Source organism: Janthinobacterium sp. Mn2066 (genome assembly GCF_049319705.1).
In the GTDB taxonomy this organism is placed as follows: domain Bacteria; phylum Pseudomonadota; class Gammaproteobacteria; order Burkholderiales; family Burkholderiaceae_D; genus Janthinobacterium.
On record NZ_JBMOUF010000002.1, the window covers coordinates 268,823 to 283,925 of the forward strand.

9 protein-coding genes are annotated in these 15,103 nt (G+C 64.0%); 5 read left to right on the plus strand and 4 right to left on the minus strand.

What is annotated here, in order from left to right:
* Positions 1–234: 234 nt before the first annotated feature.
* The 3 genes from ACL9RI_RS04510 to ACL9RI_RS04520 all read left to right on the plus strand — a co-directional run bounded on the left by ACL9RI_RS04510 (position 235) and on the right by ACL9RI_RS04520 (position 6,810).
* Positions 235–1,830 (plus strand): methyl-accepting chemotaxis protein, encoded by a 1,596-nt coding sequence (locus tag ACL9RI_RS04510; RefSeq protein ID WP_422725730.1) that lies wholly within the window; start codon positions 235–237, stop codon positions 1,828–1,830.
* Positions 1,831–1,840: 10 nt separating this feature from the next.
* On the plus strand, positions 1,841–3,847 hold the full coding sequence (locus tag ACL9RI_RS04515) for a putative bifunctional diguanylate cyclase/phosphodiesterase (protein WP_422725384.1): 2,007 nt from the start codon (positions 1,841–1,843) through the stop codon (positions 3,845–3,847).
* 179 nt (positions 3,848–4,026) lie between these two features.
* Positions 4,027–6,810 carry an ATP-binding protein gene (locus ACL9RI_RS04520; RefSeq protein ID WP_422725385.1) on the plus strand — a complete coding sequence of 928 codons (2,784 nt, stop codon included), beginning with the start codon at positions 4,027–4,029 and terminating at the stop codon, positions 6,808–6,810.
* Between the two features lie 12 nt (positions 6,811–6,822).
* Here the strand turns inward: ACL9RI_RS04520 and ACL9RI_RS04525 are convergent, their stop codons facing one another.
* From ACL9RI_RS04525 to ACL9RI_RS04535, 3 genes are all read right to left on the minus strand, one after another.
* Complete coding sequence (locus ACL9RI_RS04525; RefSeq protein ID WP_422725386.1) at positions 6,823–7,236, minus strand: hypothetical protein; 414 nt, start codon at positions 7,234–7,236, stop codon at positions 6,823–6,825.
* Positions 7,237–7,314: 78 nt separating this feature from the next.
* A complete protein-coding gene (locus tag ACL9RI_RS04530) occupies positions 7,315–8,229 on the minus strand; it encodes a lipase secretion chaperone (RefSeq protein ID WP_422725387.1) in 915 nt (304 codons plus the stop codon).
* A 10-nt stretch (positions 8,230–8,239) separates the two neighbouring features.
* A complete protein-coding gene (locus ACL9RI_RS04535; protein WP_422725388.1) occupies positions 8,240–9,157 on the minus strand; it encodes a lipase family alpha/beta hydrolase in 918 nt (305 codons plus the stop codon).
* A gap of 301 nt (positions 9,158–9,458) precedes the next feature.
* On the opposite strand from ACL9RI_RS04535, the gene ACL9RI_RS04540 reads away from it, so the two are divergent.
* Entirely contained in the window at positions 9,459–10,145 is a 687-nt protein-coding gene (locus ACL9RI_RS04540) for a TetR/AcrR family transcriptional regulator (protein WP_422725389.1), read from the plus strand.
* Between the two features lie 58 nt (positions 10,146–10,203).
* Here ACL9RI_RS04540 and ACL9RI_RS04545 read toward each other — a convergent pair whose 3' ends face one another.
* Entirely contained in the window at positions 10,204–12,540 is a 2,337-nt protein-coding gene (locus ACL9RI_RS04545; RefSeq protein ID WP_422725390.1) for a penicillin-binding protein 1A, read from the minus strand.
* A 243-nt stretch (positions 12,541–12,783) separates the two neighbouring features.
* Here ACL9RI_RS04545 and ACL9RI_RS04550 point away from each other — a divergent pair, with 243 nt between their 5' ends.
* Positions 12,784–15,051, plus strand: a complete 2,268-nt coding sequence (locus ACL9RI_RS04550) for an OPT family oligopeptide transporter (protein ID WP_422725391.1) — start codon at positions 12,784–12,786, stop codon at positions 15,049–15,051.
* The last annotated feature ends 52 nt before the right edge of the window (positions 15,052–15,103 follow it).

Genomic DNA, 15,103 nt, shown 5'->3' on the forward strand with positions numbered 1-15,103 from the left:
AACTCACACTTGTTCTTGTAGCACGTATGCGTCGGGAGCGGATGTGATGCCGCATTTCGTTTCCACGCTCCCGCCCTCGCTGCTTTTGCCCCATCCCGGCTGATCCTGCTTGCCTGTCGCGCCCGGCCTTCCATGGTTGCAGGCGGCGGCAGCCATTGTCGTCAGCTTCCGTATGACGGCCTGGCGCACTTGATCGATGCACTACATTGAAGGATGCGAATGAAGTTAGCAGATATGAATATTGGAACGCGCTTGCGTTGGTCGTTTGCTTTTTTGACCGCCTTGCTGTTGGCAACTGCTGCGTTGGGCATGCTGCGCCTGTCCGGCCTCGATACGCGCATGCGCGATGTCGTCGAGGACAAATACCCGAAGACCGTGCTGGCCAATGACATCATCAAGAATGTCAACGTGATTGCCCGCTCTTCGCGCAATCTGCTGCTGATGACGGAGCCGCAGCATTTGGCGCGCGAACGCGACACCATCGCCAAGGCGGGCACGGACACGGAACAGCGCCTGGCCCAGCTTGACCGCATCATCCTGTCGGAAAAAGGCCGTGCGTCCCTGTTGGCCGTGACGCAGGCGCGCGCCACCTTCAATGCGGGCCGCGACAAGGTGCTGGCCCTGCTGGACGAGGGCGCGCGCGACGAGGCCACCAGCATGCTGCTGGGCGAAGTGCGCGACGACCAGCTGCGCTACATGGCGGCGCTCGAAGCGCTGATCGCGCATCAGCATGAACGGATGGAAGTGGCGGGCGCCGAAGTGCGCGACGAGTATATCGAGGCGCGCAACATGATGCTGGTCCTGAGCGCGCTGGCGATTGCGTTTTCCATCGTTACCGCCTGGCTGGTCACGCGCAGCATCGTCGGGCCGCTGCAATATGCGCTGGGCGTGGCGCAAACCGTGGCCGCCGGCGACCTGACCTCCTCGTTCGGCCAGCATCGGCATGACGAAACGGGCAAGCTGCTCGACGCGCTGTCCATCATGAATGGCAATCTGCTCGACATCGTGCAGCAGGTGCGTTCCGGTACCGACACCATCGCCACGGCGTCGACCCAGATCGCGGTGGGCAATGTCGATCTGTCGGCCCGAACGGAAGAGCAGGCCAGTTCGCTGGAGCAGACGGCGTCGGCCATGGAAGAACTGAGTTCGACGGTGCAGCAAAACGTCGACAATGCGCGCCAGGCCAGTGCGCTGGCCGTCAGCGCTGCGCAGATCGCCGCCAGGGGCGGCCAGGCGGTGGGGCAGGTGATCCATACGATGGAAGCGATCAGCAGCTCGTCGGCGCAAATCGCCGACATCATCGGCGTGATCGACATGCTGGCCTTCCAGACGAATATCCTGGCCTTGAATGCGGCCGTGGAAGCGGCGCGCGCGGGCGAGCAGGGACGCGGCTTTGCCGTCGTCGCCACCGAAGTGCGCAACCTGGCGCAGCGCTCGGCATCGGCGGCGCGTGATATCCGCGCCCTGATCGCCAGTTCGACGCAGCAGGTCGATGCAGGGGCGGCGCTGGTGGCGCAAGCCGGCGCCACCATGCAGGAAGTGGTGCAGGCGGTGAGCCGCGTCAGCGACATGGTGGCCGACATCACGGCTGCCAGCGCCGAGCAAAGCACGGGCATCGCCCAGATCAGCCAGGCAGTGGTGCAGATGGACCAGGTGACGCAGCAGAACGCGTCGCTGGTGGAAGAGGCGGCGGCAGCGTCGCAGTCGCTGGAAGGCGAAGCCGTCAACCTGCTGCAGATCGTCAGCGTCTTCCGCTTGCGCCAGGCGCCTGCCACGCTACCGCGCGCTGGCGCATCGGCTGCGCCGGCCATGCTGCGCCTGCCTGCTTAGTGGCCTAGTGGTGCTGCGCGCAACCGTGGACCGGCCATTGCGCCCGCCCCGCCTGGCCATGGTGCTGGCGTGGCTGGGCGCCGTCTGGCGTGGCAGCCGTGCCTGGAGCGTGCTGTGCGCCATCCTGACGATCTGTTTACTGCTATGCATCTGGATCTATACCGCGATTCGTCTCGACGACGAGGTACAGCAGGCGCTGGACCGCGCCCGCATCGAAAACCATGATGTGGCGACCATCCTGGGCGCCCATCTTGACGATGCGCTCGGCGCCGCGCCCGAACTGCCGCCCGACCTGTCATTCTTCCTGCGCCCTTACCGCGATATCAGCAGCAAGGCGCGCGACCGCATAGAAATCATCAATCATCAGGGCGTGCTGCTGGCGGCCATGGAAAACGGCGTGCCGACCATGGCGCCGAAAAGCCATGCTCCCCACGCCATGCCGCCGCTGCTGGAACAGCGGCTGGTGGCGCGGCACGGTTTGCTGGTGCGTGTCAGCCAGGACCAGGCGCTGGTGCTGGCGGCCCTGGCCGGCGTGCGCCGCCGCCATCTGACGCAGGCGGGCCTGCTGTCGCTGGCCTTGCTGTCGCTGGGCGGCGCCATCCTGCTGGCCGCGCGGCGCCGCCTGCAGTGGCAGCGCCGCCAGGCGGAAGGCGAGCAGATTACCCTGAGCCTGCAGCTGGCGCAGGAAAAAAGCCGCGCCGACCAATTGGCGGCGCACGATGCGCTGACGGGCGTAGCGAGCCGCCGCCGCTTTTATGAAAGCGCCGGCGGCAAGCTGCTGCATGCGCGCCGCAGCCGCAACCACTATGCGCTGCTGTATCTCGATATCGACCGTTTCAAGCAGGTCAACGAGCGCCTCGGGTATCTGGCCGGCGACGCGCTGCTGCAGGCGGCGGCGCAGCGTTTGCAGCAGGTGCTGCGGGAGTACGACGTGCTGGCGCGCCTGGGCGGCGATGAATTCGTCGTGCTGCTCAGTGAAGTGGCCTCGGAAGAGCGCGTGGCGGCCATCGCCTCGGCCGTGCTGGCGGCCCTGCGCCAGCCTTTCACCGCCATCGCCGGCCACGAGATCGCCGCCACGGCCAGCATCGGCATCGCCCTGTATCCGCGCGATGGACAGAGCGTCGATGCCTTGCTGTCCAGCGCAGACAGCGCCCTGTCGGCGGCCAAGGCGGGCGGGCGCGATGGTTTCCGTTTTCACGACATGGCCTTGAACCTGTCGTCGGCGCGCAGCCTGGAATTGCAGGGGCGCTTTGGCACCGCCATGCGCGATAATGAATTCTGCTTTCATTACCAGGGCAAGTTCGACACGGCGCAGTTGCGTATCGTGGGCCTGGAAGCGCTGCTGCGCTGGGACCATCCGCAGCATGGCTTGATCTTCCCGAATGAATTCATCGGCCTGGCCGAGGAGACGGACGCCATCGTGGCGCTGGGGAACTGGAGCATCGATGTCGTCTGCCGCCAGCTGGCGCAATGGCGGCAGGCCGGCTTGCCCCTGTCTCCCGTCGCCATCAACATTTCGGCCAAGCAGCTGCGCGACCCGCTGCTGCCGGAAACGGTGATGCGCGCTTTGGCGCGCCATGCGATCGCGCCGGGCCTGCTGGAGCTGGAAGTGACGGAAAGCTGCTTCATCGACGATATTTCGCAGGCCAAGAATGTATTGCGCCGTTTGCGCGCGCTGGGACTGACCATCTCGCTCGATGACTACGGCACCGGCTATTCCGGCCTCAGTCATATCAAGATGCTACCGATACACACGCTCAAGATCGACCGTTCCTTCATCCGCGATATTGCCATCGACCGCAATGATGCGATGATCGTCGCCTCCACCATTGCGCTGGCGCGCGGCCTGGGCTTGCAAGTGGTGGCCGAAGGGGTGGAAAGCGACGAGCAGCTGGCCCATTTGCGCCGCCTCGGCTGCCAGCAGGTACAGGGGTTTTACCTGCACCGGCCTGCACCGGCCGCCGCGGTTGCCGCCTTGCTGGCCGAAGGGCGGCCTGCGCTCGCGGATGCCATGTAAGGGGCCATGTAACAGCCCATGCATACATGGCGCCATGTAGGCCAGAGCGGATGCTCGGTAGAATGTCGGTACTATATAGCCCCTAGTCCCGCTCGCTTGCATTTTGCCTGCATCCCGCAAGCTTTACTTACCTTGCCTTATTCACCCTTGCTTTAATCACCTTTTTCCGTGCAAGAACTATGAACAGCACCGTCCCGGCTTATGTCTTCGGCCCGTTTCGCCTATTGCCGCTCGAGCGCATGCTGTTCGACGGCGAACGCGCGCTGCGCCTGGGCAGCCGGGCCATGGATTTGCTGCTGGCCTTGCTGGAGCGGGCGGGCGAGATCGTCGATAAACAGGAGTTGCTGGCCATCGTCTGGCCCAATGCCGTGGTCGATGACGCGACCTTGCGCGTGCACCTGGCCGCCTTGCGCAAGGTGCTCGGCGATGGCCGCGACGGGCAGCGCTACATCACCACCATCCCCGGCCGTGGCTACGGTTTCCTGGCGCCGCTGTCGCTGGCAGGACCGGTGGAAGCCGCGCCCGGCGTGCCCGTCGAACCGCAGCACAACCTGCCGGTCGTATTGACACGCATGGTGGGGCGCAGCGAGACCGTGCAAGCGATGGCGGCCAACCTGCTGCAATTGCGGCTGATGTGCATCGTCGGTCCGGGCGGCATCGGCAAGACCACGGTGGCCATCGCGCTGGCCGCGCGGGTGCTGCGCCGCTACACGGATGGCGTCTGTTTCGTCGACCTGGCGCCGCTGGCCGAGGGGCACCTGGTGCCGCTGGCGCTGGCCACGGCGCTGGGCGTGGCCGTGCCGGCCCACGAACCCATGCCTGCGCTGCTGGCCTATCTGCAGCACCGCCACATGCTGATCGTGCTCGATAACTGCGAACATGTGATCGCCGCCGCCGCCGCGCTGGCCGACGCGCTGCTGAAAGGCGCGCCGCTGCTGCACCTGCTGGCGACCAGCCGCGAACCGCTGCGCATCTCCAGCGAGCACTTGCAGCGCTTGCCGGCGCTGGAACTGCCGCCGGCCGATGTCTTGCCCGACGCGCTGGCGGCCCGCCATTTCGCCGCCGTCCAGCTGTTTTGCGAACGCTGCGCGGCCGTAGTGGACGGTTTCGTGCTGGCCGATGCCGACGTAGCCGTGGTTACCGACATCTGCCGCCGCCTCGATGGCATCCCGCTGGCGCTGGAGCTGGCGGCCGGGCGCGTGGGCCACTTCGGCCTGCATGAATTGCAGCGCCAGTTGCACGACCGCCTGCGTTTGCTCACCCGCGGGCCGCGCAATTCGCCGCTGCGCCACCAGACCTTGCGCGCCACCCTGGACTGGAGTTATGGCTTGCTGGACGAGGAAGAGCGCAGCGTGCTGCTGGCGCTAAGCGTCTTCAAGAGCCGCTTCCGGCTCGAATCGGCGGCCGCCGTGGTGGGGCGCGACGTGTTTGACACAGTGGCGGACCTGGCGGCCAAGTCGCTGCTCAGCATCGAATTTTGCTGCCGCCAGGCGCATTACCGCCTGCTCGACACCACGCGCGCCTATGCTGCGCAGCGCCTGGCCGACAGCAGCGCATGGGCGGAAGTATCGCTGCGTTATGCGCGCCATTGCGCCGGCCTGGCCGACACCATCGCCGACGACTGGGAAAGCATGGCGGCCGATACCTGGAGCACGCGCTACTGCTGCCACGTGGACGATCTGCGCTCGGCCATCGACTGGGCCTTCGGCGAGGATGGCGACGTGCGCCTGGGCATACGCCTGACCATCGCCGCACAAACGCTGTTTTACCAGCTGTCGCTGATGGATGAGTACCGCAGCCGCGTGCGGCTGGCCTTGCAATACCTGGAACTGAACGGCATCGACGATGTGGAGGCGGAAGTGCAGCTGCGCATCACCCTTGGCCACTTGCTGATGCATACGATGGGGGTTACCGAGGAAGTGGTGATCGCCTTCCAGCGCGGCTATGTGCTGGCCATGCGCATCACCAGCGCGCCGCGCCGCGCCGAAGCGGTGTGCGGCATGTGGATCGTCAGCATGGCGCTGGCCGATTTCTTTGGCGCCGCCGCTTTTGCCGACCAGTTCGGCGTACTGTGCGATGGCAAGGACGATCCCGCCATGCTGCTGATCCACGCGCGCATGGCCTCGGCCAGTGAACATATGCTGGGCCGCCACGCGGCAGCGGCGGAACTGGCGCGCGCCGTGCTCGCCCATCCGCAAGGCGGCGGCCACACGGGGTTCAACAGTGCGCTGCTGGCCGACTACCAGGTCTGCATGCGCGGCAATCTGTGCCGCTCGCTGTGGCTGATGGGCCAGAGCGACGAGGCCTTGGCGGTGGCGCGCGAAGCAGTGCTGGTGGGGCTCGACCACAATGGCGTGTCGCTCTGCCTGGCGCTGGCCTTTGGCGCCATCCCGGTCGCCCTGTGGTGTGGCCAGCACGTGCTGGCGCGCGCCTGGGTCTACCTGCTGCGCGAACACGGCGCCCGCTATGGCTTGCTGTACTGGAGCAACTGGGGCGAGAATTACCAGCGCCTGCTCGACAGCGTGCGCGAACCCGTGACCTTTACCTGGCCGGTGCCCGTGGGCTGGCCGCTGCAGGCCGACGTGATGGTGACCTTGCACGACGCACCTGTCGATGGACCGGCGCTGCGGCGAGCGCGCAGCGGGCAGGCGCCATGGAGCGCGCCCGAAGTGCTGCGCCGCGCCGCGCACGGCGACTGGCAACTGCTGGAGCAGGGCGATCGTGCAGGCCTGCTGCGCGTGCGCGCGCAACTGGAAGAGGCTTTGCAACTGGCGCGCGAGCAGGGTGCGCTTGGCTGGCAACTGCGCTGCGCCACCAGCCTGGCGCGCCTGATGGCCAGCCAGGGCGAAGCCCGCCAGGCGCATGCGCTACTGGCGGGTATTTACGGCGCGTTCACGCAAGGGCACGCCAGTGCCGACATGCTGGAAGCGCAGGCGCTGCTGGAGCAGTTGCCCGGGCAGTGAGGTGTGTCATGGTCAGCGCGACAGCCAATACGCGGCGATGGCGATCCATACGATCACGACCACGATGCCCCGCTTGACACGCGCATCGGTTTTTTTGCGCTGTGCTTCGGCAGCCTGTTGTTCTGCCATTTGCTGCGCTATCTGCGCCGGCGTCGGCCCGGCCTGGAAGGCCAGCCCCTCTTCCAGGTAGATGCTTTTAAAGGCGGCGGCGTCAGCCTCGCCGAGCGTGGCGATGTAGGCCAGAATCTGTTCGTGCTGCTGCTGCGCCAGCTTGTCGATATCCAGACCTGCTTTTAGTGCATCGGTAATATCCCGTCGGTAGCGCGCCTGCATCGCGCGGATGGCAGCGCGGTCCACGCCGCCCGGAGGGATCGGTGCTGCATGGATGGGAGCTGCGCTCATGGCGCTGGAGAAGGAATCGGACATGCAGTCTTTCTGGATTGATCCTGTTGAAATGAATCAATTATACAAAATTATATTATTTTCATCATGGGCGCCGCTGACTTATTCGTAGGCGCCCAGCCGGCGCTGTTCATCTGGCGTAAAGCTGGCTTCGCGCAGTCTTTGCAGCGCCTCGCCATCCTGGCCCAGCCGGGCTTTTTCGGCCTGGTACAGCACGATGCGCTGCTGCCATTGCGATTCTTCGCGGTCCAGGTCTGCCAGGCGGGCCGCCGCTTCCGGCGTGAAGGTGGCCGCGCGCAGGCGGTAGACTTCATTCTCGCCAGCGCCCTGGGCGCGCAGCGCCTGCACCGATTCTTCCAGCCTGGCCATCTTCAGCGGTGCATCGCGCTGCGCCTTCAGGCCTGGCGGCAGGCGGGCGTCCAGCGCAGCGAGCTGCTCGCGTTGCTGGGCTTCGCTCAGGCGTGTATCGCTAAGGATGGTCATGCGCGCCACGGCGTCATCGTCGTAGGCGTCGCTGGCGCCGAACAGGCCGGCGCTTTCCTGCGGTGTAAAGTAGGTGGCGCGCAGCTGGCGCATCGCTTGCAGTCGCGCGCTGGCGGCCTGCGCCATGTCCTGTGATTTCGGTAAAGTCTGTTCGACGCCGACCAGCGCCTGCTTGTAGGCCAGGTAGGCGCCCAGCAGGCGTTTCGCCTCGCGCGCCGGGGCAGGCGCCAGGCGCTTGTCCAGTTCCAGTTCTATCTGGGCGCGGATGGCGGCCAGCGGCTTTTCGCCCAGGCCCGCCAGGTAGTAATCGAACAGATGGCCCAGCTCCGCATCGACCACCAGCTGGTCGCCGGCAGCGACCGTGAGATTGCCATCGGGCCGCGTGCCTTCCATCGAGCGCACAAACGCGAACAGATCGGGTTCCGCCTTTTCCACCGGCGGCGCAGGCGGCTCCTGCCTGAGCTGAAAATAAGCCAGGCCTGCCAGCAGCAGGACCAGCGCGCCGATGCCGAATCGTTGCGTGTTTGAGCGCATGGCCGTCTCCTTACAAACCGATGCCTTGCAGGCGGTTGGCGTGCTGGCGGAACACGGTGACAGGGCTGGTCTCGAACAGGTTGACGATGCCGACCAGCTGGTTGACTTCATCGAGGTGGTTCATGGCGTAATCGTCGCGGATCACCTTGCCCAGGTGGCTGGAGCAGCTGCTGACCAGGCCATCGTTCTTGGCGCCGCCGAAGGCCAGGCTGATGGTGGCCAGCGCAGGGTCGGCGATGTCGAGCACATTCGTGTAAGGCTGCGCGCCGCTCCAGGAAAAGTAATACACGCCCCGCTCCTGGTAAGCGCCTTCGCCGCAGGCCGTGGTCGGTACGCCTTGAGGATGGCGGCTGTTGAAGGCCAGCGAACCGGCTGTCGACAGCGATGTCAGCGAGGCGCCCGCGTTTTGCGGCAAGCCTTTGTTACCCGACAGGATGCCGATCAGGCTGGCCAGCGCGTCGCCGATGGCGGCGCTGGTATTCGGTGCGCCAGTGAGGATATCGGCCACTTTCGAGCCCTTGTTGACGCCGGCCACGGTGGTCACGGAAGCGACCAGGTCGGGCCGCACGGAAGCCACGTAGCGCGCCGTCGGGCCGCCGTGGCTATGGCCGATCAGGTTGACCTTGGCTGCGCCCGTGGCGGCCAGGATCTGGCGCACTTGCGTCAGCAATTGTTCGCCGCGCACTTCGGTGCTGTTGGCGGCCGAGATGGTAGTCACATAGACTTGCGCGCCGCCGCTGCGCAGGGCGTCGGGAATGCCGTAAAAGTATTCGACCGGGCCCAGCTTGTCAAAGCCGAACAGGCCGTGCACCAGCACGATAGGGTACTTGGTCTGCGTATAGCCGGCGGCCGAGGCGGTGGATGGCAGCAGGCCGATGGTGCAAGAGAGGATCAGGGAGGAAAGGGCTAGCCAGAAGCGATTCTTCATTTTGTCTCCGTTATTGTGAAATAGTGGAAATGTCGAAGCTGCAGCGAATACCGGCGCCAATGACAGTCACGCAGCATTCGGACGATGCGTTTGGTGATAGCAAATAGTTAAAATAGCGAGCGCTCGGTTTTTTAAATGTAGCACTACTTGCATGAAATTGCGTGGTTAAAAAGCTAAAACGTTGTTTTCCTGCGCTATAATTTGCCCCGAAATCAGGCGGCTTGCCACGCACAGGCGGCGTATGTATTTATACTGAATTGGTATTGGAGCTGCCGCCATCACCCCGTTTCCAGGATTGCCCTTGTCGACCCATTTCAACTTTGAACAGTTTCAGCAGATGTCGCCCCTGAATGGCGAAAACATCTGGGAATACATCCTCGACCGCCACGCGGGCCGCATCGGCGTCAAGCGCCGCAAGCCGGCGCTGGAAAACCTGGAGCGCATCTTTGGCGCCACCTTCCGCCTGGCCAATGACGTGGGTTTCCGCGCCATGAGCTTGCGCGACCTGTGCCGCGAAACAGGGCTGTCGATGGGCGGCTTGTATGGCTATATCGCCAGCAAGGACCAGCTGGCCGAAATGATCGAGGACGTGGTGCGTCACGCCACGCAAGCCCTGCCGCAGATGTTCGTCGACGTAAAGTCGCCGCTGGACCGGCTGGAGGCGATGATACGCTCGTCGATCTACCTGTCCGAAGTCTTGCAGCCCTGGTTTTATTTCGTCTACATGGACTCGCGCGTGCTGCAGGTGGAGCAGCGCAGCATGGCGAAAAATTCGGAGCTGTACGTGCAAACCCTGATCGCCGCCACCATCGCCGAAATCGAACCGCGTCCGCTGGGCGATCCGACCCTGCTGTCATCGCACTGCCTGGCCCTGTTCCAGGACTGGTACGTCAAGCGCTGGAAGTACCGCGCAGCCAAGGTGAATGTGGATGATTTTGCCGAGAGCGTGGTGCGGACGGTGAGGGGGTATCTCGGCGTAACCGCCTGATCAATTGACAGTCCAAAAAAAACACCGGCAAATGCCGGTGTTTTGTTATCTGCTCCGCTTAATTCGCCTGCGGGGTTTCCTGTGGCGGCGCCGTGTCCGGCACGGCGGCCGGGTCGGTCGGCGTTTCCGTATCCATGTCCAGCGTCTTGACGGCGCCCATGTCGATGAATTCATCGTACAGCCATTCGCCATCGACCAGGCTCAGGCCCGCCGGCACGGCGCGCGTCTGCTCGGGGCGCGTGGCCAGGGCCGTGTGCATGTAGTCGAGCCAGATGGGCAGGGCCAGGGTGGCGCCGAATTCGCGTCCGCCCAGTGATTTCGGATCGTCGTAGCCCATCCACGCCACCGCCACGATGCCGCCGCTGTAGCCGGCGAACCAGCCATCGACGGCGTCGCTGGTGGTGCCGGTCTTGCCGGCGATATCGTTACGGCCCAGTTTTTTGGTGACAATGGAGCCGGTACCCGTGCGCGTGACTTCGCGCAGCATGCTGTCCATCACGTAGGCATTGCGTGGATCGAGGGCCAGGGTCTTGTCGTCGTTGGGCGCTGGCGGCTTGGTCTGCAGCAGCACGGCGCCCTTGGCGTCGACGATGCGGTCGATCAGGTACGGTTCGACCTGGTGGCCGCCGTTGGCAAACAGCGCGTAGGCGCCCGCCATCTGCACCGGCGTGACGGAACCGGTACCGAGCGCCATGGTCAGGTTGTTCGGCTGGCGGGCCGGATCGAAACCGAATTTTTCGATGAACTCGTGCACATAGGGCACGCCCAGCGCGCGCAGGATGCGCACCGAAGCGACGTTCTTCGATTGCGCCAGCGCGTAGCGCATGGTGATCGGGCCGTCGAACTTGAAGTCGTCATTCTGCGGCGCCCAGACCTTGCCGCCGGCCTGCATTTCCAGCGGCACGTCGTTGATCAGGGTGGCCGGTGAAAAGCCTTTTTCCAGCGCTGCCGAATACACAAAGGGCTTCATGGCCGAACCGGGCTGGCGCCAGGCTTGCGTGACGTGGTTGAATTTCTGCAGGTTGTAGTCAAAGCCGCCCACCATAGCGTGGTAGGCGCCTGTTTCCGCGTCGAGCGAGACGAAGGCGGCGGCCACCAGCGGCACTTGCGTGATGGCCCAGTTGCCCTTGCCATCCTTGGACAGGCGGATCACCGCGCCCGGACGCAGCTTGATGCCGCTGCCTGCCTTCGACGACAGGGCGGCGGCTGCAAAGCGCAGGCCGTCGCCGCTGATGGTCTTGGGATCGCCATCGCCGGTATCGGCCACTACCTTGCCGCTGGAGACGTCGGTGACGACGGCGGCGATCAAGCCATCGCTGTCGGGACGCCGCTGCAGCGCGGCATCGATGGCGTCGTCGCGTGTTTCCTGGTCGGCCGGCAGGTCGATGAAGGTTTCCGGGCCACGGTAGCCGTGGCGCTGGTCGTAGGCGATCACGTTGCGGCGCGTCGATTCATAGGCGGCATCCTGGTCCGCCTTCAAAATCGTCGTGTAGACGCTGATGCCCTTGGTGTAGCTGTCTTCCTTGAACTTGGCGTACACGGCCTGGCGTGCCAATTCGGCCACGTATTCGGCATGTGTGTCAAAACCTTGATTGCCACGGCTATTGATGCGCAGCGGCTGCGCCAGCGCCTGCTGGTACTGGCCTTCGGTGATGTAATCGAGTTCGCGCATGCGTTTCAAGACCAGCCGCTGGCGGGCATGGGCTTTTTTCGGATTGCTGATCGGATTATGGCGCGCCGGATTTTGCGGCAGGCCGGCCAGCATGGCCATTTCCGCGATAGACAGATCTTTCAGTGGTTTGCCAAAATAGGTTTGCGCCGCGCTGCCAAAGCCGAACGAGCGCTGGCCCAGGTACATCTGGTTCATGTACAGCTCGAGGATCTGGTCTTTCGACAGTGCCGCTTCGATCTTCAGGGCCAGCATGATTTCATTGAGCTTGCGCGAGGCGACCTTGTCGCGCGTCAGGAAGAAATTGCGCGCCACCTGCATGGTGATGGTCGAGCCGCCGCCGTGGCCGAAGCCATGGCGCAGGTTGGACATGACGGCGCCGGCTGCGCGCACGAAGTCGATGCCATTGTGTTCATAGAAGCGGCTGTCCTCGATGGCCAGCAGCGCTTTCTTCATCATCTCGGGCACTTGCGCAATCGGCACGAAGTCGCGGTGTTCCTCGCCGAATTCGCCGATCAGCACATGGTCGGCCGTGTACACGCGCAGCGGAATCTTCGGCTGGTAATCGGTGATCACGTCGAGCGCAGGCAGGCGCGGTTTCACATACAGGAACAGGTAGGCGGCCAGCAGCACGCCGGCGGCCAGCGCGGCGCACACGGCCAGGATGGCGGTGCGCGTCAGGGCGCGGCGCGAAGGCCAGGGGAATCCGGATCGGGAAGCAGTCAAGACATTTCTCACGTTGGCGTGCGGCGCACGATGGCAGCGATTATAGACCAATGCCGTGACCGTTCCCAGCTCGTTGCCAGCTTGTCAGCGCGATGGAGCAAGGCGGCCGAAGGGCTGCCAGGGGCGGCTGCGGCGCAAAAAACCTTTTCATCGAAACGCTCCTGTGCGATAGTCTCGGCTTCAAGAAAATAGCCCGGACACCCATCCGGGCTGTTTTGATTTATTAATAGATAAGGAATATCCATGGCAAAAGATGCAATACCGAGTGCGGTGAAGCCATATATCCCGGCTGAGGCACAGTTGCCGGAAATGACTTTCCGCGCCTTGGTCATGGGCGTCATCCTGGGCATGGTTTTCGGCGCGTCCTCGCTCTACCTGGTATTGAAGGTAGGCCTGACCGTCAGCGCTTCCATCCCGGTCGCCGTGATTGCCATCACCCTGTTCGGGCTGGCCAAGAAGGTGGGCGGCAAGGATTCGTCGATCCTGGAAAACAGCATCACGCAGACGGCCGGTTCGGCTGGCGAGTCGCTCGCTTTCGGCCTGGGCGTGACCATGCCCGCCATCCTGATCCTCGGCTTCGACCTGGAAATCTCGCGCGTCATGCTGGTTGGTATCCTCGGTGGTTTGCTGGGCATCCTGATGATGATACCGATGCGCCGCACCATGATCGTGGACCAGCACAAGGAACTCAAATTCCCGGAAGGCACGGCGTGCGCCGAAGTGCTGAAGGCCGCTGCGACGGCAGATTCGCGCATCGCCGCCGGCGAAAGCATCGACCAGGAATCGGCCGCCGCCAAGGATGCCAAGAAACGCGCCAAGATCATCTTCGGCGGTTTTGCCGTGGGCTTGCTGTATAAGGTATTCAATATCTCGTTCAAGGGCTGGAAGGATACGCCGGGCGTGGAGTTCGCCGCACCGCTGAAGGGCGGCTCGATCGGCGCCGAGATTTCGCCCGAGTTGCTGGGCGTGGGCTATATCATCGGTCCGCGCATCGCCGCCACCATGGCCGCTGGCGGCGTGCTGTCGTATCTGCTCCTGATCCCGATGATCAAATTCTTCGGCGACAGCCTGACCACCGTGCTTTCGCCAGGCACCAAGTTGATCAGCGAAATGGGTGCCGACGACGTGCGCAGCGCCTATGTGCTGTATATCGGCGCGGGCGCCGTCGCTGCAGGCGGCCTGATTTCGCTGGTGCGCGCCATGCCGATGATCTGGCGCAGCCTGTCGGCTGGCCTGGCCGGCATGGGCAAGGGCAGCAAGGCCAATTCGACCTTGCGCACGGAGCAGGACATCCCGATGAAATGGGTCGTCATCGGCTGCCTGGCGATTATCGCCGTGATCACCTTTGCCGCGCCGTTGCACATGAATCTGCTGGGCGCGCTGCTAATCCTGGTGTTCGGCTTCCTGTTCGCCACCGTCTCGTCGCGCCTGACCGGTGAAATCGGTTCCTCGTCGAACCCGATCTCGGGCATGGCCGTAGCCACCTTGCTGTTTACCTGTTTGATCTTCCTGATCATGGGCTGGACCGGTGGCCGCTACTACGTCACCGCCTTGTCGGTGGGCGCCATCGTGTGTATCGCCGCCAGCAATGCCGGCACGACATCGCAAGACTTGAAGACCGGCTACCTGGTGGGCTCCACGCCGCGCCTGCAGCAGTACGCGATTTTGGCGGGCGCCTTGTCGTCGGCCCTGATCCTGGGACCGATCCTGCTGAAGCTGAACGAGGCGAGCACCGTCTACGTGCCGGCCGCCCAGGTGGCGCCTGGCTTGACGGTCGACGCCTCGAAACTGACAGTGACAGGCCAGCTGCAAGGCCCGCAAGCGGACACCGACCACAACACCTATAAAGTCTGGCAAAAAACCGACACCGTGGGCGGCCCGGCCGGCAAGTACTTCGTCAAGGACGATGGCGAGCTGGCTTACCTGGTCGATCCGGGTATCAACGGCCATTACAACAAGCGTCCGGACGGTTCGGAAGTGAAAAAGTATGATGCGCCGAAGGCGGTGCTGATGTCCTACATTATCAAGGGCATCCTCGACCAGCAGCTGCCGTGGACCCTGGTGCTGTTTGGCGTGATGATCGCGGTGGTGCTGGAAATGGCCGGCATTCCTTCGCTGGCGTTTTCGGTGGGCGTGTACCTGCCGCTGTCGTCCACCTTGCCGATCTTTGTCGGTGGCCTGGTGCGCTGGGTGGCTGACCGCCGCAACAACAAGCTGGAACACAATGCCAGGCTCAATGAAGAAGAGCGCCAACTGGCGGGCGACCGCAGCTCGGGCGTGCTGCTCGCTTCCGGCTACATCGCCGGCGGCGCGCTGGCCGGTATCATCATTGCGATTACGGCTGGCGTGCTGACGCACTTCGACCAGATGATGAATGACTGGGCCGAACACGGCAATCCGTTCTACGCAGGCCTGCATTCGGACGCCTTGTCACTGCTGCCGTACGCAGCCATTATCGTGCTGCTGTATTTTGTCTCGCGCGAAAAGAAGGCCGATAGTCCGCAGGCCTGATGTTGGACCTGGCCTCATGAAAACCGCCCGTATCATACCGGGCGGTTTTTTT